Consider the following 25803-nt stretch of genomic DNA (forward strand, 5'->3'; position numbering starts at 1 on the left):
ATGGCAAAAAACATCACCATCAAGGTGCCCGGCAAACATCCGCAAACTGGCGAGCTCACCACCTTCGAGCTCAAGGGTCAGCGCATGGATATCGACATCGGTGGGCAAGCGGTGCCCTTTCTGATTCACAGGAGGGGCATCGGCACCTCGCTTACCCATATCCCGAGTTGCTACCGGATAGCACTGCTCGGCGGCTGGCTCACCGCTCGTTACGCAATCCCCGAGAATAAGCCCAGCAGAACGGCCTGCGCCCAGATGGCCATAGACCAACTGGTGGCTCAATACGGCTCGCTGCATCTACTGGACCGGCTCAATTGCAAACCGGTTATCAATGAAATGGCTGACTACGATCGTTAACGCCACTGCATCTCGCTCCACCACAGACAACATAAAGGGCCAGCCCTCTCAGGCTGGCCCTTGGCATCACTGGAGTCGCCAAGCATGACCCCTCTTATCACCGGGCTCGAGGTGCATCGCTATGCCCCCGAGCTCAACAAACTGCATCTGCGCAACCAGCAGACGTCACTCGCTCCCGGCATCACCACCATCAAAAATGGCCAAACCCTATCCCAATCGTTACCGTTAGTCACCCGGACTACATTAACCTGACAGGACTCCATTGAGCGTGCTTGGCAAGCTTGGCCGAATATCCGCAATGTCTGACCGATTACCTCCCCATCACAACACATCCGGATTTATCACCTAATGAAAAATATCACTGCGATATCAATTACCAAGAAGACATCGCAGCTCCAAATAGACCTCTAATTATAATCCATATACACACATTAAAATGCCACTGCAATTTTAGAAAAGATACAAACATATAGATGACACTATAACTATCAAGCAGCAAAACGCCACGCTTTAATATTTCCAGAATGCCAATCTTCACAAAATGACACATGTCGCAGCAGGTTCACTGTTATACACACTCAAGTGAAATGTATATAACAAAAGGTAGGTGACGGATGTCTCCATCATTACAAATTGGCGACTACATGGATGAAATTCATGGATGGATTGAAGATAACATAGACACGCAAGCCGGGCTAGACGCACTAAGCGAACGCTTAGGATATAGTAAGCGGTCGATTCAAGTTCAATTTAAAAAAGAATACCACACCACTATTGGGCGCTACATTCAGCTCCGCCGATTACATCGCGCAGCTATCATGTTACGCATGACAACGATGAGTATTATCGACATCTCCAGTGCGCTACATTACTCATCACATAATAATTTTTGCAGAGCATTCAGAAAATGCTTCAAAATAACGCCAACTCAATACAGGAACACACAACTTCATGAGCAACCTACGATTTCTTTTCCTTCGATATTAAATAAGGAAAATATTGAATTTGAAATAAAGAAAATCCCCAAATCCATTTTGTCTGGAGAAGGGCGTGTATATACGGATTGTATTTATAACACCGGTTTGGCAGATGAGAAGTTCCACTGGCTTCAACAATACTTCCGAAATAACACCAACCCCATGACAATTGCATCCAAAGTGATGCCAGATACATTTTCATTTCGCGCTGGGAGGAATGGCAGGGTACAGTATTCTGCCATTATTTATAGCCCCGCAACGACAAAAGTCCTTAACACTCATCACGCAATGGGGGGGCTATATCTTCATTGTTATTTTTATGGAAAACTTGATTCCTATGGGAAATACAATGCGGACATTTATAGAAATTTATTGCCAAGTATTGGCATGGCACAACGTTACTCTCGTAAAATTGAAGTATTTCACCACATAAAAGAAACCCCTCAGGGGCCCCTTATTCGTTGCGAACAATATATACCGATTGCTTAAGTATTTGAACGAGTGACTACAGTGGTCAACCACGTCTGGCTGATTTTCAGCTTCTGCTTGCGGCACACTATGGTTGTGTTGATGCAGCCAGTTGTAGTAATCCGTCCGTTAATAACAGATCCCACTAGAGGCACCTATCCCATGGCAGGAAACACATTGTCCTCAAGCTATCATAGCTTGGATTTTTTAAACTCCAGCATCTCCTTAAACAGACGATGGGCATCATCAGGGGGGATTTGCTCAATCAGTTGATCTGGTGGGCATCGCAGCAGAGGGCTTTTAAGGCGGTTGATGTCTTCATCAGCAAAGGCTGTGCGATTAGCCAGAAAAAGGGCATACATATTTTGGTACACAGTCGCTTTGTTTAGCTTACTTACCTCGGTCGCGGCTCGCCACAAGGTGTTATCGCCGATATCCAGCCAACATTCGCCTTGCTTGTCAAAGACCGTGACAGGGGGCTCTTCACGGGGAAGCTGACAGTGCTGGGGAGGAATAAGGGCATGTAACAACGAACGCCCGGTCGCCCAATAAAGCGTCGCGCCAGCAGCCAATTGCTCACAAGGAACCTGAACATTGAGCATGAATAGGCCTTCCAGCTTGGCGTTCTTGATGGGGATCATCTCTTCACCAACCTGCAACAAGACATCCCCCTGCGTGGTCGGGCTCACTAGGTGCATATACAGCTGGTTGCTTTTCACATCATACCGTTCAAAGCTGAACGTAGAGGTCGCAAAAGCGTGGTTGGCCATAAGGCTGAGGATCAATAGGGGGGCGGTCATTCGGTTCACAGTGTTGGTTGTTCTTTCTGGATGATGAGCCTATAAAGCAGCTATGTTACAGTTACCAGCTTACCCAAAGCTGAACACAACATGTCCAAAACAATACAATCAAGTAGAAGGACAGCCGACATCCAATGGCATACTGACTGGCACACCAAAAATAACAGAAATAAAAAAGCCCAACCGAATCAATCAGTTGGGCTATATAGATGGCGGAGGAGGTGGGATTTGAACCCACGGATGGTCGCCCATCGCCGGTTTTCAAGACCGGTGCATTCAGCCGCTCTGCCACCCCTCCGCAGCAGTGCGGCGAATATTACCATGCTGCTCTGGCTTGTAAATCCCCGTCCGGTTCGATTGCTGGTTAATTGCGCTAAATGACATGAAAAAGTGGCAATCAGAGCGTATCAAGCGCTTTTTTGGCCAGATAACTTGACTTGAAAACAGACTCAACCACTATAGTGGCCTCTATCATATCCTCTGCAAGATAACGTTATGACTATTAAAAATGCCCTGTTTTGCGCGCTGGCTGGCGTGACCCTGCTGGCGACGCCAGTACATGCAAGCGAGCTGACCAAAAGTGATGTCGAGCAAATCGTTCGCGACTATCTAGTCAAGAATCCCGAGATCCTGGTCGAGATGTCCAATGCTCTGCGTGCCAAGCAGGAGAGCCAGCAGGCCGAGAGTGACAAGGCGCTGATCAAGGCTCACTCCAAGCAGCTTTATGCCAATCAGGATCCCGAGATGGGGAATCCGAAGGCATCTCTGACCATTGTGGAGTTTTTCGATTACAACTGTGGTTACTGCAAACGGGCCCATCCGCTGGTCAAGCAGCTGATGTCGGAAGATAAAGACATCCGGTACATCTACAAGCAGTTCCCCATTCTGAGCGAGTCCTCCTACTTCGCAGCCCGTGCTGCGCTGGCGGTCCAGCTGGGTCAGCCTGACAAGTACCAGGCGTTCCACGAGAAGCTCTATACCCATCAGGGCCCGCTCGCTGATGAAGCACAGGTCAAGCAGTTGGCTGTGGCGGCCGGTGTGGACTGGAGCAAGGTGGAGGCCAAGATCAAGGATGGCAGCATTGACCAGAACCTAGGTACCAACCGTGCGCTGGCTGAAGCGCTCGGTATCTCCGGTACCCCGGCCTTCATCATCGGTGATCAGATCCTGCGCGGTGCCCCCCGTGATTTGGCCAGCCTGAAGGGGTTTATCAAGGACGTGCGCGCCGGTAAGAGCATTCAATAAGCGGTTGTCATGGTCGAGGGCCCAGCGCCTCGGTCAGAAATAGAAAGAGGGTCGGTATCACTACCGGCCCTCTTTTTTATTATGTCCTTTGGCACAAGTGGTCGTCGCGAAAGGACCATAACAACGTGCTCAGGACCCGGCCTGTTGGCCTCAGTAACAAGTATTAGCAGAGTCGTTCGGAGTCTATTGATAAATATTTCACCTTGCAGAGGCGTGTCGTGAGCATTGCTTAATTCCGGTCAAGATTTTTTCTGCTGCTTGCCTTAGAATCGCCGCCCGTTGCAGGAGAAACCCCTATGTTAGTTGATATTTTACGGCTGGTTTTTATAGCCGGAGGCCTCGTATTTGTCTTCATGCTGGTGCAAGCCTGCTGGCGGAAGAAGCAGAGTGGATCCTTTGAGGCGACCCCCTTCTGGCCGGTGGCGTTGATCGGTGGGGTTGCCAACTTCCTCGATACCCTGGGGGTGGGCAGCTTTGCGGTAAAGACCGCCTGCTACAAGCAGTTCAAGCTGATCGATGACCGGGTGCTGCCGGGTACCCTCAATGGGCAGTGCGTGCTGCCGACCGTGACTCAGTCGCTGATCTTCGTCGGCGCAGTCGCAGTGGAGCCGCTGACGCTGATCAGCATGATGATGGCCGCCGCAGCGGGCGCTGCCTGGGGCGCTCGTCATGTGGCCTCGTTTGATCGGCAGACCATCCGGCTGGTGATGGCTATCTCCTTACTGGTCGTTGCAGGGCTTATCTTTGCCGGTCTGCTGGGTCTTTTCCCTGTAGGCGGCGATGCGATGGGGCTCAGCGGCTACAAGCTGGCGATCGCCCTGCTTGGCAATTTCATCTTCGGGGTGTTGATGAATGTCGGTATCGGCCTGTTTGCTCCCTGCATGACGCTGGTTTATCTGCTGGGGATGAATCCGCTGGCGGCGTTTCCGATCATGATGGGCTCCACCGCCGTGCTTAGCGTTTTCTCCGCAGGCACCTTTATCCGTAAAGGGGCATTCGATGCCAAGGCGGTGCTGGCGGTAGCCATCTTTGGCCCCATCGGTGTGGTGCTGGCCGCCATGCTGGTCAAATCCATGGATATGGAGATGCTGAAGTGGTTGGTTGCCTTTATCGTCATCTATACCTCCTGGACCATGTACGCTTCCTGGCGGGCGGCGCGTCGCTCCCCTGTGCAACTGGCGGTGGAGAGCGCAGGCTAGCCTGTACCAGTGCCGCTTCGGCCTTGGCCCCCAGAAAAACATAGAGGCCAAGCGCCAGTAGCAAACCCACCGCACACCCCATCACTCCGACCGCTGGCCAGAGCAGCTCGCTCTGGCCGAGCGAGCCTTTGAACAGCAGCAACAGCCCCTCGATGGAGACCGCGATCAGAATGGCGGCGATAAAGCGGGTGATGGTGCGGCGAATGGCGCTGTGGCGGAAGATATCCTTATGCAGCAGTACCTCCTCTTCCAGAATGGTCTTGCCCAGATCGAACACCGCCAGTGCCAGCGTCAGGAAGATGATGGCGCTAAAGGCGCCGAGCTGGTTCTGCTGCTCGCCGCACAATAGCTGGTAAAGCTGCTCCAGCCCGTGCCAGATCAGGGTGGCGACGATCAAAAACAGCGCCATGCTGAGCACCACATAGACCGCCTTGAACCAGGGCATGGCGCGGCGGCGCTCCCTGTCCCCCATCAACCAGCCAATCAGCTGATTCAGACAGACGGTGATCTCCCGTCCTTGCCCCTGCACGATAAGGTGCAACCGGTTATGGGCGGCCGGTGCCGCAGGCTGGATGCACATCGGCCCCTGATAATGGTCAATGCTGACGACAAAGGGATACCCCTTGAGCGAGACAAGGGGGGCGCTGAGCAGCCCCTGCAGTAGCGGGGTCAACTCCTCCTGATACTCCTGATAACGCCGCAGCACATCGATGGGGCTCATCTCTGCCATATGGACCTCGGTGACGTGGGATCTTGTGGTGAATGTGCAAATAGTGGGCCTGCTTTATGACAGGGATGGCGGGGCAAGTTGCACCAGAGGATGACAAATTGGTGAGTGACGAAGAGGGGATGCACCAGAAATGGGCGTATCGAAGAGCTGTGTGGTGATGAAGGCACTGCAATAGAAAAGGGCCCGTGACGGGCCCTTCTGCGACAACCTGCGGCGATTTAGCCAGCCAGCTTGGCGAAGCTGCGCTCAGCGGCAGCCAGGGTATGTTCGATCTCCTTGTCGCCGTGAGCCAGCGACAGGAAGCCCGCCTCGTAGGCGCTCGGCGCCAGATAGACGCCCTCTTCCAGCATCAGATGGTAGAAGCGCTTGAAGCGTTCCATATCGCAGCGAGTGACCTGCTCGTAGCGGGTGATTTCGGGCTCGTCGGTGAAGAAGAAGCCGAACATGCCGCCCACATAGTTGATGGCGAGCGGGATACCGTGTTTGGAGGCGGCCGCTTTCAGCCCTTCTGCAACCCGCGCTGTCTTGGCGCTCAGCTGCTCATAGAGACCCGGCTCCAGCAGCAGATCCAGCATGGTGAGACCGGCCGCCATGGCCACCGGGTTGCCGGAGAGAGTACCCGCTTGATAGACAGGGCCGGTCGGGGCGATGTGCTGCATCACCTTCTTCTTGCCGCCGAAGGCGCCAACAGGCATGCCGGCACCGATGATCTTGCCAAGGGTGGTGAGATCCGGATCGATGTTGTAGTGACCCTGGGCACCACGCAAGGAGACGCGGAAGCCAGTCATCACTTCGTCCAGGATCAGCAGGGCACCGAACTCGTCACAGATGGCGCGCAGCCCTTCCAGGAAGCCGGGGACCGGCGGGATGCAGTTCATGTTGCCTGCGACCGGCTCGACGATGATACAGGCGATCTCGCTGCCGTACTGAGTGAAGGCTTCACGCACCGAATCCAGATCGTTGAAGACGCTGGTCAGGGTGTGCTTGGCGAAATCGGCCGGAACGCCCGGGCTGTTGGGTTGACCCAGGGTCAGGGCGCCGGAACCGGCCTTGACCAGCAGGGAGTCGGCGTGGCCGTGGTAGCAGCCCTCGAATTTGACGATCTTGTCGCGGCCGGTGTAGCCACGGGCCAGACGGATGGCACTCATGGTGGCTTCGGTGCCGGAGTTGACCATCCGCACCTGCTCCATGGAGGGGACAATCTGGCGGACTTTCTCGGCCATCAGCACTTCGATCTCGGTCGGCGCACCGTAGCTCAGCCCCTTCTCAACGGCCTTGATGACGGCGGTTTTGATGGCCGGGTGGTTGTGACCCAGCAGCATGGGGCCCCAGGAGCCGATGTAATCCACGTAGGCCTGACCATCCACATCATAGAGATAGGCGCCATCGGCGTGATCGATGAAGCGGGGCGTGCCGCCGACCCCATTGAAGGCGCGGACCGGTGAGTTGACGCCACCCGGAATGGTCTGGCGGGCCTGTTCAAACAGCTGATCTGATTTTGACATGGATCATCCTTAATGGGATTTTGGTCGTCACACAAGGGATTGCAGCCGATTGAGACTCGGCAGGCCGGAGCATCAGGAGTATGCTTTGCGCTCTCGCCACCCGGACTCTCGGTCTGTTCCCGTGACAAAAATTTAACGGGCCGACTATAGCAGAAAGCCCCAGCCCTGGGCAGCCGAGCAACGCGCCGGGTGATCCTGATCTCAGCTAGCTGACGATATGGTTTTTCCAAGTTGGTGTAACAAGATGGCGCAACAAGCTCTCTCCTCTGAAGCCGATACCTCTTCGCGGGGGCCGCTTTCCCGCATTATCCGGCAAGACAAGATGCCCTTGCTGGTGCTGCTGCTGGCGGCGCTGGTCGGCACCCTGGCCGGACTGGTGTGCGGCCTGTTCGAATCTGGTGTCCACTGGCTGGCAGAACAACGTATCGCCTTGCTGGCAGACCGTCCCTGGTGGCAGCTCGGTCTGCTTGGCTTTGGCTTCAGCGCCTTGCTGGGATTTGTCGGTTACTTCCTCACTCATACCTTTGCCCCGGAAGCGGGTGGTTCCGGCATTCCCGAGATCGAGGGGGCGATGGACGATCTGCGCCCGGTGCGGTGGTGGCGAGTGTTGCCGGTCAAGTTCTTCGGCGGCATCTGTACCCTGAGCTCCGGTATGGTGCTGGGGCGGGAGGGACCTTCGGTACAGATCGGCGGCAACCTCGGCAAGATGGTGGCGGATATCTTCCGACTGCCCAAGGAACATGGCCATGCCCTGTTGGCCGCCGGTGCGGCGGGCGGTCTGGCTGCTGCCTTCAATGCGCCGCTGGCGGGCATCCTGTTCGTGATGGAGGAGATGCGGCCGCAGTTTCGCTACTCCTTTCTGGCCATCAAGGCGGTGGGGATCTCCGCCATCATGGCGACCTTGATGTTGCAGAACATGAAAGGGCAGGGGGCGGTGATCACTCTACCCCACTACGATGCGCCAGCCCTCAAGGCGCTCTGGCTGTTCCTCTTTATGGGGGCCACCTTCGGGGTGCTCGGTTTTGTCTTCAACAAGCTGGTGCTGGCCTGTCAGGATGGCTATCTGGCGCTGCATCAGAACAAGCGCCACCGTTTCGTGGCCATCGGCATGCTGGTCGCCGGAACGTTTGGCGTGCTGTCGCTGTTTGCTCCTTCGGTGACGGGCGGCGGCACAGAGCTTATTCCTCATCTGATGGGGGATGAGTATGCGATGGCGACCCTGTTCCTCATCTTCTCGGTGCGGCTGGTCGCGACCCTCATCTGCTTCTGCTCCGGTGCCCCGGGCGGGGTGTTTGCGCCGACCCTGGCGTTGGGCACCTTGTTTGGCGTGGTGTTTGGCCATCTGTTTCATGCGGCGTTTCCGGAGCTTGGCATCGAGCCCGGCGCCTTTGCCATCGCCGGAATGGGGGCTCTCTTTGCTGCCACCGTGCGCGCCCCCATCACGGGTATCGTGCTGGTCACCGAGATGACCGACAACTATCAGCTGATCCTGCCGATGATGATTACCACAGTCGGGGCGACTCTGGTTGCCCAGTGGCTGGGTGGCCGGCCCATCTATTCCCAGATCCTGGAGCGAACTTTACGGCTCGCCGCGCGTCAAAAGCGGGGTGATGGCAGTGCCACGGCCAGTTAATTTTTCCCTTTATCGCCTTTGGCCCCGGTCAGGGCGGTATAGTGAAGGGAGAGGCGCTGCCGTAAATGGCGTGATAACGGGATGAGGGGCTATGTCCAATCTATTGAAGTTATTGGTCGTGTTAGCCGTTGGCGGGCTCATTGGTTACTTTGTCGGTAACCGTCAGGAGCTGGCCCAGAGCAGTCTGTTGGTGGTACAGCAGGAGACGCTGGATCGTCAGGGCAAGGCTATCGGCCAGCTCAAGACCGAATTGGGGGTGAAAGATACCCAGCTGGCGACCCAGAAAGCGGCCTTCGAGCAGTTGCAGACCACCCTGAAGAGTCAGGAGGCGCAGGTGCAGGAGCTCAAACGCCAGTTGGCCTTTTTCGAGCGGATCATGCGCCCCACCGGCGAACAGGTGGGGGTGGTGATCGACAACCTGACCCTGCAGGAGACCAGCATTCCCGGTCGTTACCACTACCGTCTCGCCCTGACCCAGCCCGCCAAAAAGCGGGAGCTGTTCCGTGGTCAGGTGCAGATCCGGGTCGAGGGGAGTCTGGCTGACAAGCCGAAGACGCTAACCGGCCGCGATCTCGGGATGAAGGTGAGCGAGTGGCGTTATGCCCTGCGTTATTTCCAGCTGCTGGAAGGGAATTGGCAGTTGCCGGAAGGCTTTGTGCCGGATCGGATCCGTGTCACCATCAACAAGGATGGCAGGCAACCGGCGCAAGAGCTGCTGGTTGAGTGGGGCGAGGTGATCAAGCCGCTGGTCGCCGCACCGCCTGCTCCGGTTCCCGCTGCCGGTTAAACGTGGTGAATACTTGAACTGAATGGTCGGGTATTGGATAATTTCGCGGTTTCCATGTTTGTGGATCTAATGGTTGTGAGGTCAGTAATGAGTGCAGTAGCAGAAGCCCCGCTGCCCATCCAGATGACGGATGCGGCGGCCAACAAGGTGAAGAACCTGATCACCGAGGAAGAGAATCCCGAGCTGAAGCTGCGGGTATACATCACGGGTGGGGGCTGCTCCGGTTTCCAGTATGGCTTTACCTTTGATGAGAAGATCAACGACGGAGACACCGTAGTCGAGAAGAATGGCGTCACCATGGTGATCGATCCCATGAGTCTGCAATATCTGGTAGGCGGCAGTGTGGATTACACCGAGGGTCTGGAAGGTTCGCGCTTCACCGTGACCAACCCCAATGCCACCACGACCTGTGGCTGTGGCTCCAGCTTCTCCATCTGATCGGCATTATCGGTCTGATGACACGGCTCTCGGCAACGAGGGCTGTTTTTGTTTGTGGGCTCTGGGATGACGGTAAAACAGCATCCCCCCTGAAACAACAAAGGCGCCTTGGTGGCGCCTTTGTTGTTTCAGGATGGCTTAGCGGGAGCTTGCCGCCGCGACCAGCGGGGTCCGGTTCACTGCCTTGCCCATGTAGGCGAGGGTGATGGTCACAATGATGCAGGTGAAGCTCAGCCACATGTAGGGCAGGTAGTCGAGGGTTGCGACTCCTAAAACCCCTGCCATGAAGATGCCGTTGTCGCTCCAGGGCACCATGCCGCAGGTGAGGGTGCCGCCAAACTCGGCGTTGCGAGAGAGGTTCTTGCGCGCCAGTCCCAGTCGGTCGTAGTTCTTGGCCATGATCTTGGGAGTCAGGATCAGCGACACATACATGGCTGAGCCGAACACGTTGGCCAGAAACGCGGTGCCGATGGTGTGGCTGGTCAGGCTGCCGACGCTATTGATGCGCTTCTCGAAGGCGCTGGCGATCACTTCCAGAATGCCGACCTTCTCCAGCAGGCCGCCAAACCCGAGACCGAAGATGATGACCGCGACCGAGCCCAGCATGGACTCCATGCCGCCGCGACCGAGAATGTTGTCGATAAAATCGATGCCGGAGGTGATGGCAAACGGACTATAAGCTGAGTGCATCGCTTTGACCGGATCCATGCCCTGGAAGGCGATGGCCCAGATCAGGCCCAGCAGGGCGCCGAAGCTGATCACCGGGAAGGCGGGCTTGCGGTTGGCCAGCAGACCCAGCACCAGCACCACGGGGACTATGGCCAGCGGGGTGATGTTGAACTGGTTGTCGAGAGCCTCCATCACCAGATTGACCTGCTCCAGGCTGACATTACCCGAATACTGCATGCCCACCACGGTGAACAGCACGGCGGTGATGACATAGGAGAGCAGGCTGATAGGCAGCATCCCCTTGATATGCTCCACCACGTCGACGTTGGACATGGTCGAAGCCAGCACTACTGAGTCGGAGAGCGGAGAGAGCTTGTCACCAAAATAGACGCCGGAGAGCACGGCACCGGCTACCAGCGGCGCAGGCACGCCGAGGCTGTGGCCGATCCCCATCATGGCGATACCGGCGGTGGCGGCAGAGCCCCAGGAGGTGCCGGTGGCCAGCGAGGTCAGGGAGCAGATGATCAGGGTCGCCAGCAGGAAGATGGACGGGTGAATCACCTTGAGGCCGAAGTAGATGATGCTGGGGACTATGCCACCGGCAATCCAGGTGCCGACCAGAGCACCGACGGAGACCAGGATCAGGATGGCCCCCATTCCCTTGGCAACGCCGTCAACGGCTGCCTGTTCCAGGGATTTGTAATCGTGGCCGAGTTTGATGCCAAGCCCCATGATGACGAACCAGGCGATGAACAACGCCAACTGGATCGGCAGATCGAGCACGCTGGTGAACGAGAATGCCAGGGCCAGGAAAATGGCCAGACAGGCAAACACCTGTGCCATGCCCGGTAGTCGGATGTGGTTTTGTTGGTTTTGCATAGATACTTCCTAAACTCTTGCTCGCCAAGGTCACTCCCTCTCGTCCTGTGGATACATCGATCCCGAGGAGGCAACCCAAAAAGAGGCCGCAATCTACCACAAACCCGGCGGGTTAAAGCCCCATCAAATTGGCAAAAATGCACATTTGATTGAAAAAATCACAAATTAGTTGATCTCATAACCCGTTTTTGAGCGGCCTGTTGACACAAGGGGTCACATACGAATCCCGCTTGTGACGCCACTTGCATCCCCAGCAGATGAAGATGATAATTATTATCAATTGTTGATTGGGGAGAAAACAATGCGCTGGATATTGCGGGGTATGATGTTGCTGGTGGCGGTGGCTGTACTCGCATGGGGTCAGGATAAAGAGTACGGCACCTGGAGTGCCGGTTTTCTGCTGGCTGCCTGGGTGATGCTGGAGCCCGGATTGCGCCCCGCCTTGATCTTGCTGCCAGTGGCCGGGTTGACCGGTATCGTCACCCTGCTCTGGCAGCAGCCCTGGTTATGAGCTTTTGACGGGAGCCTGCTTGATCTTCTGCTGTGCCACCTTGAGCGATTCGACCACCAGTTTCTCCATTTCGGTACGCTTGGCGTCGGTCAGGAAGTAGATCATGTCGACATTGTGGCGAATATAGTGGGCGGGGAGCTGGTTGAGGGTAAGGCAGCAGAGGTCGGCCATCTGATCGCTGTTGAGTTTCTGCTGCAGCCCCTGTTTCTCAATCTCCTTGAGCACCAGATGTTCGTAAAAGTTGTGAATGTCGGTATCCAGTATCATATGCGTTCCTTGGCATGACGATGAGCGGGGAGTCGTCAAAAGCATAGCCATAACAAGGAGTAAAAACAAAAGGCCCATCACTTTCGTGATGGGCCTTGTGCGTAATGAATGGTGCGAAGAGAGGGACTCGAACCCTCACATCCGTGGGACACTAACACCTGAAGCTAGCGCGTCTACCAATTCCGCCACCTTCGCACACTGATTTTCTCCAGCTGGTTTTTAAATGCGGTTGGAGCGCATTGCTCTGTGTTTACATGTCAGAATCATGGTGCGAAGAGAGGGACTCGAACCCTCACACCCGGGGGGCACTAACACCTGAAGCTAGCGCGTCTACCAATTCCGCCACCTTCGCACATTCGGGTTTCCAGTCTGGATTTACATGCTGTCTGGATAAAGCATGGTGCGAAGAGAGGGACTCGAACCCTCACATCCGTGGGACACTAACACCTGAAGCTAGCGCGTCTACCAATTCCGCCACCTTCGCACATTGTGTTACCAGTTTTGATTTACATGCTGTCTGGAGAAGCATGGTGCGAAGAGAGGGACTCGAACCCTCACACCCGGGGGGCACTAACACCTGAAGCTAGCGCGTCTACCAATTCCGCCACCTTCGCACATTCGGGTTTTCTAGTTGGATTTACATGCTGCTGAATCAGCATGGCAGTATTGGTGCGAAGAGAGGGACTCGAACCCTCACATCCGTGGGACACTAACACCTGAAGCTAGCGCGTCTACCAATTCCGCCACCTTCGCATCACTGCGGAGGGGGATTCTATAGAGTTTTGGGGGAGCGTCAACAGCCAAAGGGGACTTTTTTCGCTGTTGACGCTCAAAGTGAAGCCAAGGGTACAAAACTTCAGCAATTAGCTGACGTTTGGCATTCAGTAACGGCCCAATGCGCTCTGATACATCCGTTCATACTGGGTGACCGAGTCAGGCCAGTTGAAACGGGTGCTCATGGCATTGCGCTGCACCTTGGCAAAACGCTCCTTGTCCTGCAGGAAATAGAGCAGGCTGCGGCGCATGGTATCGAGCAGGATGGCGGCAGTCGGATCGTTAAAGCAGAAGCCGGTGGCATGCTCGGGATCGGCATCCCAATCCACCACGGTATCTTTCAGACCACCCACGGCGCGCACTAGTGGCAGGGTGCCATAGGCGAGACTGTACATCTGGTTGAGGCCGCAAGGCTCGAACAGAGAGGGCATCAGGAAGAAGTCGGCACCGGCTTCGACCAGATGAGCCAGCCGATCGTCATAGGTGTTGATGAAGGCGAGCTTGCCCGGATAATCCCGGGCCATGGTTTGCAGTTGCGTGGCGAGCGCAGGATCGCCAGAGCCGACGATCACCACTTGTACCTGATGGTGGAGGAATTTCTCCAGCGCAGGGAGCAGCAGGGGAACGCCCTTCTGCTCGGTCAGGCGGCAAACCATGCCGTAGATGGGCAAGTCCGCCACGGCCAGCCCCGCCTCCTGCTGCAGGCTCTCTTTGCAGATCTGTTTGCCAGCCATGTTGTCGATGCTGTAGGTCGCAGGCAGGAATTCGTCGAACTCAGGATCCCAGTCCTTGTAGTCGCAGCCGTTGAGGATGCCGCAGAGATCTGCCGCCCGCTGCTGGAAGATATGCGCCATGCCGTGGGCGCCGAGGTGAGTCAACAGCTCCTGGGCATAGTTGGGACTGACCGCATTGATCTTGTCGGCGTAGAGCACCCCGCATTTGAGCAGATTGACGTGGCCGTAGTCGTAGTTGATGCGGCGTTCGTAGTCGGCGATCTCGGGCATGGCCCAGAACTGCTCCCGCCCGAATACTCCCTGAAACGCCGCATTGTGAATGCTGATCACGCTGCGAGTCTGCTGGAAGAAGGGGTTGTGGGCGTGACGGGTTTTCAGCAGCAGTGGCAGCAGGCCGGTGTGCCAGTCATTGCAGTGGGCGATATCCGGGGCAAAGCCGAGCTGCTCGCAGGCATGGAGGGCCGCGGCAGAGAAGAAGGCAAAGCGCTCGCCATTATCCGGATAGGCCTGATTGTTCTCGGCGTAGAGCTGGGGACGATCGAAATATTGCGGGCAATCGAGCAGATAGACGCAGACGCCATCCAGCTCCATCTGGTAGATGCGATAACCGATATCCGGCAGCCCGGGGTGGGTTGGCAACCAGCGAGAAGCGACCAGTCTGGCCTCATCCCGTCGCTTTATCGTCTTGTAGAAGGGGAGCATGATCCTGACATCATGCCCCTTCTGGGCCAGGTACATCGGCAGGGCTCTGGCGACATCGGCCAGGCCCCCGGTCTTGACCAGCCCCTCAACCTCCGAGGCAACAAACAGGATTTTCAGTGGGTTAATAGCCAACTCTTGCTCCCTTAGGTACCACCACGATACCGCCTTCGGATACGGTAAATCGCTCTCTATCGTGGTCGAGATTTTCACCGATAACGGTGCCGGGCGCAATTTCAACGTTTTTATCTATGATCGCGCGCCGGATGGAGCACCCCTCACCAATCTTGATATCCCCCAGTAACACCGACTCACTGATGTGGCTGCAGGGGCCAATATTGCAGCGGAAACCGAGGATGGAGCGCTGGATCTGGCTGCCCTGAATGAAGCAACCGGCGGAGATCAGCGAGTTGGCGATCTTCACCTTGCACTCGTCGCTGTCGATGAAGGTGGCCGGTGGCAGCGCCGGATAGTGGGTGTGCAGGGGCCACTTGCGGTTATAGAGGGAGAAGGGGGGATTGTCGGCCACCAGGTCCATGTGCGCTTGCCAATAAGAGTCGAGGGTGCCCACATCCCGCCAGTAGACGTGCGGTTTCTCGCCGGGGATGACGTTGGTGCTGTAGTCGTAGACATAGACGGGGGCACGCGGGTAGAGGCTCGGGATCACATCCTTGCCAAAATCGTGGCTGGAGCTCTCCTCGGCGGCATCCCGCTTCAGTTCGCGGCAGAGAGCATCGGTCTCGAAGATGTAGTTGCCCATGGAGACCAGCGCCTGGGTCGGATCGCCGGGAATGTGCTTGGGCTGCTTCGGCTTTTCCTGAAAGCCGATCATCCGCCCTTCGGTATCCACCTCGATCACCCCGAAGGCACTCGCCTCTTCGATGGGCATGCGAAGTGCCGCGACCGTCATGGCGGCGTTCTTCTGCTTGTGGAAGGTGACCATCTGGCTCACATCCATCTTGTAGATGTGGTCGGAGCCGAAGATGCAGACGTGATCCGGTTCGGCTCGCTCGATAAAACCGAGGTTCTGGTAGATAGCATCGGCGGTGCCGTCATACCAGCGTTTGCCCATCCGCATCTGGGCCGGGATAGGGTCGATAAAGCGGTCGGTGATGCCGACGATATTCCACCCCTTCTTCATGTGCAGGTAGAGGGACTGAGATTTGAATTGGGTCAGTACATAGATGCGCAGAAAGTCGGCGTTGACGAAGTTGTTGAGGACAAAGTCGATCAGCCGGTAGCTGCCACCGAAGGGGACGGAAGGCTTGCTGCGGGTGGTGGTCAGAGGCTGCAGGCGAGTACCTTCGCCACCAGCCAGGATCATGGTCAAAATGCCTGCCATCGTATTTCTCTCCCTGAATTAACAACATGAAAAGGTTTTCAATGTTCGGTATAAAAACACCCCTAAAGGGGTGGTTTTTATCGTGTGCTTAATACCTTATCAGATGCCGGATGGCGCTCTCTAGCTGTTTTATTGTGCTGCTTACACTTATTTACATTTTGCTCAGATAGACCTTGAATTTGGCATCACTGCTGATCACTTCAGTCCGTTTGAAGTGTGTCTCCAGTATAGGCTGGTAGCGCAAGAAGGCGTTGGCAACAATGGTCAGCGAACCATTTGGCAGCAAAAATTCCGGCGCCTTGGCCAGGAACTGCTCGGTTGCCGCATAGAAGGTTTTGAGACCCGCATGGAATGGCGGGTTGGAGACGATGTGCTGGAAACGGGTGGAGAGATCCGAATAGACATCGGAAGCGGTGACTTTGCCCTTCAGACCGTTGATCGCCAGGGTGCGGCGGCTCGATTCGAGCGCCAGCGCGCTGATATCGACCATGTTGACCTGTAGATCCGGATTGCGCTTGGCCAGCACAGACCCAATCACTCCGGCGCCACAACCGAAATCGAGCAGCTCGCCCTTCATCGGAGGCACGGCGGCCAGCAGCATCTGGGTGCCGAGGTCCAGCTCGGCGGCGCTGAAGACGCCGGGCAGTGCAAGCACGGTCAGCTCGGTATCACCCGCCTTGCACTGGTAGCGGCCAAACCAGCTATCCAGATCGAACGGGGCGACCGGTTTGCTCAGCTCACCGTGATAGAGGGAGCAGCGGCGGGCGGAATCGCGCTTGATCGGCTTTTCACCATAGGGGGCCAGCAGCTTGTCGGCGCCATTGATGCCGCCGCGGTTTTCACCGGCGAGGAACAGGTCGGCACCCGCTTCCAGCAAGGGGGTCATCATGGCCAGCAGATATTGTGCCTCGGCCTTGGCCTTGGGCATCAGCAGCAACAGGGCATCGAAGCGGGGGGCGCCACCGAGCTGGTGGTCGAACAGGATAGCCTCGCCGAGGGCGGCCTGCTGGCTGCGGTAGTAGCAGTAATCGGTGGTAAAGACGGTCAGGGTCTGGGCCAGGCTCGCCAGCTGGCGGGGGTAGTCATCCTCCAGTGCGCCGCAGACAAGTAGCCGCTTGCCGACAAAGAGGGCTTGGTTTCGTTCCAGCATCTGGCTGACGGCACTGATTGGGCTGCTCATCGGGTCTCTCCACGCAATTTTGGGCGGCCATTATACATAGCCCCTTTCACCTTGACATTTATGCCGTGTTCCCGAAATATGCCCAGACACCATTTTTTGACCAGAGATGACGAAATGCGGTTCAACGGGTTGAAACGAAAGCACAAAAAAAGCCTGAAATTCGGGCCTGCCGACGTTCGCGCGTAACCTCTCATCCCTGAGAAGCTTCAAACCCCGGTTGCGCACATCGTACCGGGGTTTTTTATTGCCATATGCGCGTCATTTAGGAGAAGGAGATCCCATGTTTCAAGGTTCAATCGTTGCGTTGATCACCCCGTTTCGACAGGGAAAGCTAGATGAAGAGGCGCTGCTGCGTCTGGTGGAGTGGCATATCGAGCAGGGTACTCACGGCATTGTGCCGGTCGGTACCACGGGTGAGAGCCCGACCCTGACCCACGACGAGCACTGCCGGGTGGTGGAGCTGGTGGTCAAACAGGTCGCTGGCCGTATTCCGGTGATTGCCGGAGCGGGCTCCAACAATCCGGTCGAGGCGATCGAATATACCCAGTATGCCGAGCGGGTCGGTGCAGATGCCACCCTGCATGTGGCCGGTTACTACAACCGCCCCAATCAGGAGGGGCTCTACCACCACTTCAAGGCAGTGCACGACGCAACCAGCAAACCCATCATCGTCTACAACATTCCGCCGCGCGCCATCGTTGACGTGCAGCCCGCCACTCTGGCCCGTCTGGCCGAGCTGCCACGGATTGCCGGGGTGAAAGACGCGACTGGCGATCTGGCGCGCCCCTGGATCGAGCGTCAGCTGATCAAAAAGCCCTTTGCCTGGCTCTCCGGTGAGGATGCCACCGCTGTTGCCTACAACATCGGCGGTGGTCAGGGTTGTATCTCGGTGACCGCTAACGTGGCGCCCAAGCTGGTAGCCGAGGTGCAGAACCTCACGCTGGCGGGCAAGTGGCAAGAAGCGCGTAAGCTGCAAGACCGGCTGATTCCGCTCCATCAGGCGATGTTTGCCGAGCCGAGCCCGGCTGGTGCCAAATATGCCGCTTCTCTGCTCGGATTCTGCAGCGAGGAGTGCCGCCTGCCGGTGATGCCGCTGTCGGAAGCGACCCGCGAGCGCATTCGCAGCGCCATGCAGCAGCTCAACCTGCTGTAATGCAAAACGGGTGAGCCAAGGCTCACCCGTTTTGTTTTTGGCTTTTGTTTCTGGCCTTTATTTACGACATCGCCCCACTCAGGCTGCGTGATGCAGCCAGGCGGCGATGGCCAGCTGCAACTCGACATACGCCGGATAGAGGAAGAGATCGGCCAGTTCGGCAGGCCACTCGTTTTGCTCGTCCGATTGGGCTTGCAGATGGGCGTGCAGGCTGGTCAGAGCTGGCAGCCAAGGTGCGGGTTGTGGCAGCGCGGCCGCACTGCGGGCGACCAGATCGATCCCCTGGCACAGGGCTGCGAGTGCCTGCTGTTGAATGCCTTTATCCTGAGGATGCTCCAGCCTGAGCTGCTCGTGATGCTGCCAGTGGCGCAGCCCCTCGCTTACCCCCGTTATGCCATCCATACCTTCATGTTCGACCAGCGCCTGCAGGGCCAGCGGTTTGCCAAGACCAGCCAGTCGATAGCCGCGCTGGGCCTTGGATTGGGCGCCAAGGCGCAGCCCGCCGCTCCTGGCGAGGCGTTGGGCCAGTGCAAACAGCGCCACGGTGGCACCGGATTTGAGCTCCAGTTCCAGCTCGTTGATGGTGGTGCTGCCCTGACTGCCGACTATCTCTCCCTGATCCCAGGCCAGCTCAATCTCGGCCCCCTCGAAGGCGATCAGCCAGTGGCGGCGCAGGAAGTCGGTGCGAAACTGGGCGACCAGCTGCTGCTGAATGTGGTCGCGCTCGGTCAGGGTCGGCCAAATCTCATCGGGAAAGGCCGAGAGGGTCGGCAGATCGCCGCTCACGGGAGCGTTGTACTCGGGTCTGGCATGCAGGCCGCCCACCACCTGGCCACGGCATTTGATGGTCTGCTCGGCGAAGGCATCGCAGCGGCGAATGCGCAGCCCCATGTCCAGACGACGCAGGGCAAGGGTCGGCGTGTCGAAATAGACGTTGCCGAGCTGCTGTTGTGATGATTCTTTAATCTCAAGAGAATTCAGCAGGTTGGATAACTCGGCTTGAATGTCGCGGGCGACAAAAAACTTTATCTCGATCTCAGTTTGCATAGTCATTCCGGGCTGGCAGGCAACTTTGGGGGGCAGGATTCGGGTCGCGGGGATATAATGCCCGCGAGACGACTAGATTAATTCGCGGTTTAATTGAGGGCGCAGTTCGGTTACCATGCGCGCCTCATAAAATCGTATCGAGTGTTTTTTCACCGACACAGGTTTGGCCATGCCAGTAAATACTATTTTGGGGCTTTTTGCCAAGTCCCCCATCAAGCCGCTGCAGAAGCATATCGTCAAGGTTCACCAGTGCTCCCAGCAGTTGGTTCCCTTCTTTGACGCCGTTGCCGAAGACCGTTGGGAAGATGCCGAGAAGATCCGGCAGCAGATCGCCCAACTGGAAAAAGAGGCAGATACCCTCAAGCGTGAAATCCGTCTGAAACTGCCTCGCGGCCTGTTCCTGCCGGTTGCACGTACCGACCTGCTGGAGCTGTTGACCCAGCAAGACAAGATTGCCAACCGTGCCAAGGATATCTCCGGCCGCATGCTTGGCCGTCGCATGGAGTTCCCCGCCGAAATGCGGACGGATTTCATGGCTTACCTCAAACGTTGTATTGATGCGACCGCTCAGGCCGAGAAAGCGATCGGGGAGCTCGACGAGCTGCTCGAGACCGGCTTCAAAGGACGGGAAGTGGAAATGGTTGCCGAGATGATCCACCAGCTGGATCTGATCGAGGACGATACAGACACCATGCAGATCGGACTGCGCCAACAGCTGCAAGCGGTTGAGCACAATTACAATCCGATCGATGTGATGTTCCTTTACAAGATCCTCGAATGGGTAGGTGACCTGGCAGATCAGGCCGAGCGCGTAGGCGCCCGTCTGGAACTGATGCTGGCTCGTTCGTAATCGACTGACTGGGTAAACACTACTAATGGACATTATCGCGAATTACGGCACCACTCTGGTGCTCGTGGCGGCCTTGTTCGGCTTTTTGATGGCTTGGGGCATTGGCGCGAATGACGTAGCCAACGCCATGGGCACATCGGTCGGCACCAAATCCCTGACCATTCGTCAGGCGATCATCATTGCCATGATCTTCGAATTTGCCGGTGCCTATCTGGCCGGTGGCGAAGTGACGGCCACCATCCGTAACGGCATCATCGACAGCAATGCGTTTGTCGACAGCCCGGACCTGCTGGTACTCGGCATGATCGCCTCCCTGCTGGCGGCAGGCGCCTGGTTGATCCTCGCCTCCTACTTCGGCTGGCCCGTCTCCACCACTCACTCAATCATCGGCGCCATCGTCGGTTTCGCTGTGGTGAGCATTGGCCCGGAAGCGGTGCAGTGGAGCAAGTTTGGCGGCATCGTCGGCTCCTGGGTCATCACCCCGGCCATCTCAGGTGTCATCGCCTACTTCATGTTCATCAGCGTGCAGAAGCTTATCTTCAACACTGATGATCCCCTGAACAACGCCAAGCGCTATGTGCCGTTCTACATGTTCCTGACTGCGCTGGTTATCTGTCTGGTGACCATCAAGAAGGGGCTGACCCACGTCGGTCTGCACCTGAGCGATGGCGAGGGCATTCTGCTTTCCATCGCCATCTCCATCGCAGTGGCGTTTGCCGGCTGGATCTACATTCGCGGCCAGAAGTACAACCCGCAGGATGACAGCAAGATGCACTTCGCCAACGTGGAGAAGGTGTTCGGCATCCTGATGGTGATCACTGCCTGTGCCATGGCCTTTGCCCACGGTTCCAACGACGTGGCCAACGCCATTGGCCCGCTCTCTGCGGTGGCCTCTATCGTGGCTTCCGGTGGCGAGATTTCCAGTCAGGCAGCCATTGCCTGGTGGATCCTGCCGCTGGGCGGTATCGGTATCGTGATCGGTCTGGCGACCATGGGCGAGAAGGTGATGGCGACGGTCGGTACCGGCATCACTCACCTGACCCCGAGCCGTGGTTTTGCTGCCCAGCTGGCGACTGCCGCGACCGTAGTGATTGCCTCCGGTACCGGTCTGCCCATCTCCACCACCCAGACCTTGGTCGGTGCTGTGATGGGGGTTGGCCTGGCGCGCGGTATTGCGGCGTTGAATCTGGGTGTTCTGCGCAACATCGTGGTCTCCTGGATCATCACCCTGCCTGCTGGTGCCATTCTGGCTATCGCGATCTTCTACGTGCTGCAGGCCTGCTTCTCCTAATCGAAGCGACATTCAGCAAAAAGCCCGAGTCATCGACTCGGGCTTTTTTTATTGTGCGCGGGAGAGAGGTGCTGCTCCCTTTGCAATCTGCCTAGAGGCTGGCGCAGATCTGCCACAGATCGTACTGGATAGCGGCGGCGGTCACTTCCCGACCCGCCCCCGGCCCCTGGATCACCAGCGGGTTGGTGCGGTAGCTGTCGCTCTCGATGGCGAAGATGTTGTCGCACGGCAAGAGGTTCGCAAACGGGTGGTGGGGCTCCAGCGCCTCCAGTCCGACCCGCGCCTTGCCGTCATGCTCGAAGCGGGCCACGTAGCGCAGCACCTTGCCGAGGCGCTTGGCCCCTTCGAAGGCGGTCTGGATCGGGCCATCCAGCTCTTTCAGTCTGTCCATAAACTGATCGGTGGTCACCTTGCGCAGCGTAACGGGCACCAGATTCTCCAGCTCGATATCGGCGGAGTCGAGCTCGAAGCCCGCCTCCCGCGCCAGAATAAGCAGCTTGCGACGCACATCCTGACCGGAGAGATCTTCGCGGGGATCCGGTTCGGTCAGGCCGTGCTGCCACGCCTCGTCCACCAGCTCGGAGAAGGGGCGGGTGCCGTCATACTGCTGGAACAGCCAGGAGAGGGTGCCGGAGAAGATGCCGGAGACCCCTTGAATGCGGTCGCCGCTCTGGCGCAGCATCTGGATGCTGGACTGGATTGGCAGCCCGGCACCCACGGTGGCGTTGTAGCGCCACTGTACCTGATGGTCGCGGCAGGTCTGCTTGATGCGCTGGTAGAACTCGCTGTCGGCGGCACCGGCAAACTTGTTGGCGGCGATGATGTGAATGCCAAGCTGGGCGAAGTCGGGGTAGTAGCGGCTCACCGTTTCACTGGCAGTCATGTCCAGCGCAATCAGCGCATCGAAGCCGTGCTGCTCCAGCTGGGCCAGCAGTTCGGGCCAGATCAGTGCTTTGGGGGCGAAGTTGTCCTGTACCTTGAGGGGGTTGAGCCCCTCTTCATCGAGCAGGCCCCCTTCCGAGCTGAACACCCCGTAGAGGGTGAGCGCCAGATTGAGCTCATGTTCCAGTCGTGCCTTTTCACGGGCGTAGAGGCTGAGCCAGTGGCCGCCGATATTGCCCTTGCCGAACACCACCAGTCCGACCCGGGTCGGGCGGCTGAACAGGGCGCTGTGCAGGGCGATGAGCAGCGGCTCCAGCACTACCTGACGCAGCACGGCCACCAGACTCAGGCCATCTCGGGCCACCTGTACGAACTCCAGCGGTTGATCTGCCAGCAGCTGATAGAAGCGGTGACACTGCTCCGCGTTGTCTGTGACACCGGCACCGACCAGCGCCACCAGACTGTACCCCTCTTTCTGGATGAGGCCGGTGAAGCTCCCCTGAAGCTGGAAGTCGCGCAGCAGCTCGAAGGCGCCCTGTGCCACCTCGAGGGTGTAGGCGAGGCGCAGGATCCGGCGATCCGGCTGGCGCTGCAGGGTGAGCGGGTTGAGACGGTGACGAGCCAGATGGGCCTCGATGGTGGCCACCGTCTGCTCGTAGTTGGTTTGCGGCAGCACCTTCAGCTCGATGAGGGCGATCTGATCCACCGAGGAGACGATGCGGGCGCCACCGGAGCGGGGGGCGCGGCGCAGGATATGGGTGCAGCCCTCGTCCGGGTTGTAGCTGCAGCGCAAAGTGAGGCGCTGGCGGCTGTCGGCCACCGGTTGCAGGGTGCGCGAGTGCAGCACCGAGGAGCCAAGGCGGGCCAGCTCGTTGGCTTCGGCGAGGCTCAGGCGCTCCAGCAGACGCGCTTCTTTCACCCGGCGCGGGTCGGCGCTATAGACCCCGGCCACATCGCTCCAGATGGTGGTGGATTCGCCGTCCGCCAGCAGCGCCAACAGGCTGGCGCTGTAGTCGGATCCATTGCGACCGAGCAGCAGGGAGCGCCCCTCCATGTCGGCGGCGATAAAGCCGGTTACCACGATGCGACCGGCATGCTCCGCCAGTCGCGCCTTGAGCAGTTCGCTGGAGAGGGCGGTATCCACCTTGACCAGAGCGCCATCCTCGGCGCGCAGGAAGCTGCGGGCATCGAGCCAGATGGCCTTGTCGCCGCGGCTGGTGAGCAGGGCAGCCAGCAGGCGCGCCGACCACACCTCGCCAAAGGCGAGCAGGCCGTTGCGGGCGAAGCGGTCAAACTGCCCCTCAAGCGTCTTGGCGATGAGCTGCATGTCGTCGGCCAGCTGCTTGCTCAGGTCGAGCTGCAGCTCGCCTTCCAGCAGGCCGTCGATCAGCCCCTGTTGATAGGCGTGGAGGGCGGAGATGGCTTCACCAGCTGCTTCATCCCCCGCTTCGGCCAGCTCCACCAGCTGGATCAGCCGGTTGGTGGTCTTGCCGGCGGCAGAGACCACGATCAGTTCATCCCCACCCACCTGTTGTTCAACGATGCTGGCGACCCGGCGATAACAGACCGGATCCGCCAGACTGCTGCCACCGAATTTGTGGACGTGACGTCGCTTCAAGCCTGCTTCTGTTGCCACCGCGATCTCTCCTTGTTGCTGCTGTTCCATTACTTCGCTACCTGTTCTGCCTGCTGCGCCTGTGCAAAAGCCTGTGCCAGATCGGCCACCAGATCTTCACCGTGTTCAATACCGACCGACAGACGCAGCAGCTGGGCGCTTATGCCAGCTGCCTGCTGCGCCGCCGGGGTCATGGCCCTGTGGGTCATGCTGGCCGGATGGGCCACCAGACTCTCCACCCCGCCGAGGGACTCGGCTACCGAGAAGAGGGTGAGGGCCGCAAGGAAGGCGCGAATGCCCGCCTCGCTGCAATCGAGTTCAAAACTTAGCATGGCGCCGAAGCCGGACTGTTGACGGCGCGCAATATCGTGGCCCGGATGGCTCGGCAGGCTGGGGTGATAGATGCGTTTCACCAGCGGCTGCTGTTGCAGGAAGGCGAGGATGCGGTCGGTATTCTCCTGATGGGTGCGCAATCTGGGGGCCAGAGTGCGCAGACCGCGCAGGGTGAGGTAGGAGTCGAACGCCCCGGAGGTGAGCCCCAGACAGTTGGCCCACCACACCAGCGACTCGGCCAGTGCGGCCTCCTTGGCAATCGCCCCCCCCCCCACCACGTCTGAGTGACCGTTGATGTACTTGGTGGTGGAGTGCACCACCACATCGGCACCAAGTGCCAGCGGCTGTTGCAGCAGGGGGGAGAGGAAGGTGTTGTCCACCACTACCTGTGCACCCACCTCATGAGCTGCGCTGGCAATGGCGCTGATATCCACCACCCGCAGCAACGGGTTGGAAGGGGTCTCGACCCATACCAGCGCAGGCTTCTGGGCCAGAGCGGCGGCCAGTGCGGCCTCATCCCCCTGATCGACAAACTGCACCCGGTAGTGGCCCTTGGTCGCCAGATACTCGAACAGGCGCCAGGTACCGCCGTAGCAGTCGTGAGGGGCAATCAGCAGATCCCCAGCCTTGAGCAGGGCGGTGGTGACCAGATGGATAGCACCCATGCCGGTGCCGGTGACCACGGCGCCAGCGCCCCCTTCCAGTGCCGCCAGCGCGTCCGCCAGATTGGTGCGGGTCGGGTTGCCGGAACGGGCATAATCGTATTGACGGGGTTCGCCAAAGTCGGCAAAGGTGTAGTTGCTGGAGAGGTAGATAGGCGGCACCACTGCACCGTGTTGCTGGTCTGTCTCAATCCCGGTGCGAACCGCCAGGGTGGCCTTGTGGGTCATGTTTCTCTCCTTGATCTCTCTGGACGGTGGCCGCTCTTCCTGCCACGCTGCTTTTGCCACACGCAATCGTGCCAATGCTGGCATCATGATGAACCACACTACGCCAGCTTAAAAAAGCCGTCAACACTTCCAGACGTCTAAATGGCTTTGCTGTTGGATTGCCATTAATTTCCTTAAGGGTTAAAATCCGCGCTCACGGCTAAATGAGAACAGGTGAGTCATGGGAACAGAGTGGAACGGCGACTACGTCAGCCCCTACGCGGAACACGGTAAGAAGAGCGAACAGGTCAAGAAGATTACCGTCTCGATCCCGCTCAAGGTGTTGAAAGTGTTGACCGATGAGCGCACCCGCCGTCAGGTGAATAACCTGCGTCATGCGACCAACAGCGAGCTGCTCTGTGAAGCCTTCCTGCACGCTTTCACCGGCCAGCCGCTCCCTTGCGACGAAGATTTGCGCAAGGATCAACCAGACAGCGTCCCTGCCGAAGCGCGTGCCATCATGGAAGCGCTGGGCAAAGAGATCGAAGATTTCGACAAGGAATAACCCC

The 25803-nt window shown here is 57.9% G+C and carries 24 protein-coding genes and 6 tRNA genes; 13 read left to right on the forward strand and 17 right to left on the reverse strand.

What is annotated here, in order from left to right; genetic code table 11:
* From G5287_RS04540 to G5287_RS04550, 3 genes are all read left to right on the forward strand, one after another.
* The gene (locus G5287_RS04540; RefSeq protein WP_421230940.1) at positions 1 to 357 is read left to right on the forward strand and encodes a hypothetical protein; all 357 of its coding nucleotides are present in this window, start codon (positions 1 to 3) and stop codon (positions 355 to 357) included.
* An 84-nt stretch (positions 358 to 441) separates the two neighbouring features.
* Positions 442 to 609, forward strand: coding sequence for a hypothetical protein (locus tag G5287_RS04545; RefSeq protein ID WP_421230941.1), 168 nt, complete (start codon positions 442 to 444; stop codon positions 607 to 609).
* A gap of 362 nt (positions 610 to 971) precedes the next feature.
* Positions 972 to 1823, forward strand: coding sequence for a helix-turn-helix transcriptional regulator (locus G5287_RS04550; protein WP_421230942.1), 852 nt, complete (start codon positions 972 to 974; stop codon positions 1821 to 1823).
* Positions 1824 to 1993: 170 nt separating this feature from the next.
* Here G5287_RS04550 and G5287_RS04555 read toward each other — a convergent pair whose 3' ends face one another.
* Positions 1994 to 2602 (reverse strand): FimV/HubP family polar landmark protein, encoded by a 609-nt coding sequence (locus tag G5287_RS04555; protein WP_421230943.1) that lies wholly within the window; start codon positions 2600 to 2602, stop codon positions 1994 to 1996.
* Positions 2603 to 2812: 210 nt separating this feature from the next.
* Positions 2813 to 2900 (reverse strand) — tRNA-Ser (locus G5287_RS04560).
* 197 nt (positions 2901 to 3097) lie between these two features.
* Between G5287_RS04560 and G5287_RS04565 the strand changes: the two genes are divergently transcribed.
* Both G5287_RS04565 and G5287_RS04570 read left to right on the forward strand, forming a co-directional pair.
* A complete protein-coding gene (locus G5287_RS04565) occupies positions 3098 to 3847 on the forward strand; it encodes a DsbA family protein (RefSeq protein WP_064337414.1) in 750 nt (249 codons plus the stop codon).
* 296 nt (positions 3848 to 4143) lie between these two features.
* Positions 4144 to 5046, forward strand: a complete 903-nt coding sequence (locus tag G5287_RS04570; protein WP_227341477.1) for a sulfite exporter TauE/SafE family protein — start codon at positions 4144 to 4146, stop codon at positions 5044 to 5046.
* Here the strand turns inward: G5287_RS04570 and G5287_RS04575 are convergent.
* Positions 4961 to 5776, reverse strand: coding sequence for a hypothetical protein (locus tag G5287_RS04575; RefSeq protein ID WP_227341476.1), 816 nt, complete (start codon positions 5774 to 5776; stop codon positions 4961 to 4963). The genes G5287_RS04570 and G5287_RS04575 overlap by 86 nt on opposite strands.
* Positions 5777 to 5994: 218 nt before the next feature.
* On the reverse strand, positions 5995 to 7281 hold the full coding sequence (hemL, locus tag G5287_RS04580; protein ID WP_227341475.1) for a glutamate-1-semialdehyde 2,1-aminomutase: 1287 nt from the start codon (positions 7279 to 7281) through the stop codon (positions 5995 to 5997).
* 244 nt (positions 7282 to 7525) lie between these two features.
* Between hemL and clcA the strand changes: the two genes are divergently transcribed.
* From clcA to erpA, 3 genes are all read left to right on the forward strand, one after another.
* On the forward strand, positions 7526 to 8914 hold the full coding sequence (gene clcA, locus G5287_RS04585) for a H(+)/Cl(-) exchange transporter ClcA (RefSeq protein WP_040067313.1): 1389 nt from the start codon (positions 7526 to 7528) through the stop codon (positions 8912 to 8914).
* A 91-nt stretch (positions 8915 to 9005) separates the two neighbouring features.
* Positions 9006 to 9701 (forward strand): DUF6776 family protein, encoded by a 696-nt coding sequence (locus G5287_RS04590; RefSeq protein WP_005343032.1) that lies wholly within the window; start codon positions 9006 to 9008, stop codon positions 9699 to 9701.
* Positions 9702 to 9788: 87 nt separating this feature from the next.
* On the forward strand, positions 9789 to 10139 hold the full coding sequence (gene erpA, locus G5287_RS04595; protein ID WP_005340225.1) for an iron-sulfur cluster insertion protein ErpA: 351 nt from the start codon (positions 9789 to 9791) through the stop codon (positions 10137 to 10139).
* Between the two features lie 138 nt (positions 10140 to 10277).
* Here the strand turns inward: erpA and nhaC are convergent, their stop codons facing one another.
* Complete coding sequence (gene nhaC, locus G5287_RS04600) at positions 10278 to 11687, reverse strand: Na+/H+ antiporter NhaC (RefSeq protein ID WP_227341474.1); 1410 nt, start codon at positions 11685 to 11687, stop codon at positions 10278 to 10280.
* A gap of 301 nt (positions 11688 to 11988) precedes the next feature.
* Here nhaC and G5287_RS04605 point away from each other — a divergent pair, with 301 nt between their 5' ends.
* Entirely contained in the window at positions 11989 to 12198 is a 210-nt protein-coding gene (locus tag G5287_RS04605; protein WP_005357820.1) for a hypothetical protein, read from the forward strand.
* Here G5287_RS04605 and G5287_RS04610 read toward each other — a convergent pair.
* The 9 genes from G5287_RS04610 to rsmC form a co-directional block, all read right to left on the reverse strand.
* Positions 12193 to 12465 carry a late competence development ComFB family protein gene (locus tag G5287_RS04610; RefSeq protein ID WP_005343036.1) on the reverse strand — a complete coding sequence of 91 codons (273 nt, stop codon included), beginning with the start codon at positions 12463 to 12465 and terminating at the stop codon, positions 12193 to 12195. The genes G5287_RS04605 and G5287_RS04610 overlap by 6 nt on opposite strands.
* A 109-nt stretch (positions 12466 to 12574) precedes the next feature.
* A tRNA-Leu gene (locus G5287_RS04615) sits at positions 12575 to 12660 on the reverse strand.
* 71 nt (positions 12661 to 12731) lie between these two features.
* Positions 12732 to 12817, reverse strand: a tRNA-Leu gene (locus tag G5287_RS04620).
* Positions 12818 to 12863: 46 nt separating this feature from the next.
* Positions 12864 to 12949: transfer RNA gene (locus tag G5287_RS04625), tRNA-Leu, on the reverse strand.
* Positions 12950 to 12993: 44 nt separating this feature from the next.
* Positions 12994 to 13079 (reverse strand) — tRNA-Leu (locus G5287_RS04630).
* A gap of 53 nt (positions 13080 to 13132) precedes the next feature.
* A tRNA-Leu gene (locus G5287_RS04635) sits at positions 13133 to 13218 on the reverse strand.
* A 128-nt stretch (positions 13219 to 13346) separates the two neighbouring features.
* Positions 13347 to 14807: a glycogen synthase GlgA gene (glgA, locus tag G5287_RS04640; RefSeq protein WP_005343039.1), complete on the reverse strand. Its 1461-nt coding sequence runs from the start codon at positions 14805 to 14807 to the stop codon at positions 13347 to 13349.
* Complete coding sequence (glgC, locus tag G5287_RS04645; RefSeq protein ID WP_421230944.1) at positions 14797 to 16014, reverse strand: glucose-1-phosphate adenylyltransferase; 1218 nt, start codon at positions 16012 to 16014, stop codon at positions 14797 to 14799. Before glgC ends, glgA begins: the two co-directional genes overlap by 11 nt.
* Before the next feature lie 151 nt (positions 16015 to 16165).
* Positions 16166 to 17194: a 16S rRNA (guanine(1207)-N(2))-methyltransferase RsmC gene (gene rsmC / locus G5287_RS04650; RefSeq protein WP_421230945.1), complete on the reverse strand. Its 1029-nt coding sequence runs from the start codon at positions 17192 to 17194 to the stop codon at positions 16166 to 16168.
* A 280-nt stretch (positions 17195 to 17474) separates the two neighbouring features.
* Here rsmC and dapA point away from each other — a divergent pair, with 280 nt between their 5' ends.
* Positions 17475 to 18347 (forward strand): 4-hydroxy-tetrahydrodipicolinate synthase, encoded by an 873-nt coding sequence (dapA, locus tag G5287_RS04655; protein WP_421230946.1) that lies wholly within the window; start codon positions 17475 to 17477, stop codon positions 18345 to 18347.
* Between the two features lie 78 nt (positions 18348 to 18425).
* Here the strand turns inward: dapA and G5287_RS04660 are convergent, their stop codons facing one another.
* A complete protein-coding gene (locus G5287_RS04660) occupies positions 18426 to 19394 on the reverse strand; it encodes an inorganic triphosphatase (protein WP_421230947.1) in 969 nt (322 codons plus the stop codon).
* A 169-nt stretch (positions 19395 to 19563) separates the two neighbouring features.
* On the opposite strand from G5287_RS04660, the gene G5287_RS04665 reads away from it, so the two are divergent.
* Both G5287_RS04665 and G5287_RS04670 read left to right on the forward strand, forming a co-directional pair.
* A complete protein-coding gene (locus G5287_RS04665; RefSeq protein WP_005340244.1) occupies positions 19564 to 20244 on the forward strand; it encodes a TIGR00153 family protein in 681 nt (226 codons plus the stop codon).
* Between the two features lie 25 nt (positions 20245 to 20269).
* Positions 20270 to 21535, forward strand: a complete 1266-nt coding sequence (locus G5287_RS04670) for an inorganic phosphate transporter (RefSeq protein WP_005343043.1) — start codon at positions 20270 to 20272, stop codon at positions 21533 to 21535.
* Positions 21536 to 21626: 91 nt separating this feature from the next.
* Here G5287_RS04670 and G5287_RS04675 read toward each other — a convergent pair whose 3' ends face one another.
* Together G5287_RS04675 and metB are read right to left on the reverse strand one after the other, a co-directional pair.
* Positions 21627 to 24083, reverse strand: a complete 2457-nt coding sequence (locus G5287_RS04675; RefSeq protein ID WP_421230948.1) for a bifunctional aspartate kinase/homoserine dehydrogenase II — start codon at positions 24081 to 24083, stop codon at positions 21627 to 21629.
* Entirely contained in the window at positions 24083 to 25255 is a 1173-nt protein-coding gene (metB, locus tag G5287_RS04680) for a cystathionine gamma-synthase (RefSeq protein ID WP_219295514.1), read from the reverse strand. The genes G5287_RS04675 and metB overlap by 1 nt, the downstream gene beginning before the upstream one ends.
* Before the next feature lie 220 nt (positions 25256 to 25475).
* On the opposite strand from metB, the gene metJ reads away from it, so the two are divergent.
* Positions 25476 to 25799: a met regulon transcriptional regulator MetJ gene (gene metJ / locus G5287_RS04685; RefSeq protein WP_005340251.1), complete on the forward strand. Its 324-nt coding sequence runs from the start codon at positions 25476 to 25478 to the stop codon at positions 25797 to 25799.
* The last annotated feature ends 4 nt before the right edge of the window (positions 25800 to 25803 follow it).

It is taken from the genome of Aeromonas sp. 603079, from assembly GCF_049172135.1.
In the GTDB taxonomy this organism is placed as follows: Bacteria; Pseudomonadota; Gammaproteobacteria; order Enterobacterales; family Aeromonadaceae; genus Aeromonas; species Aeromonas veronii.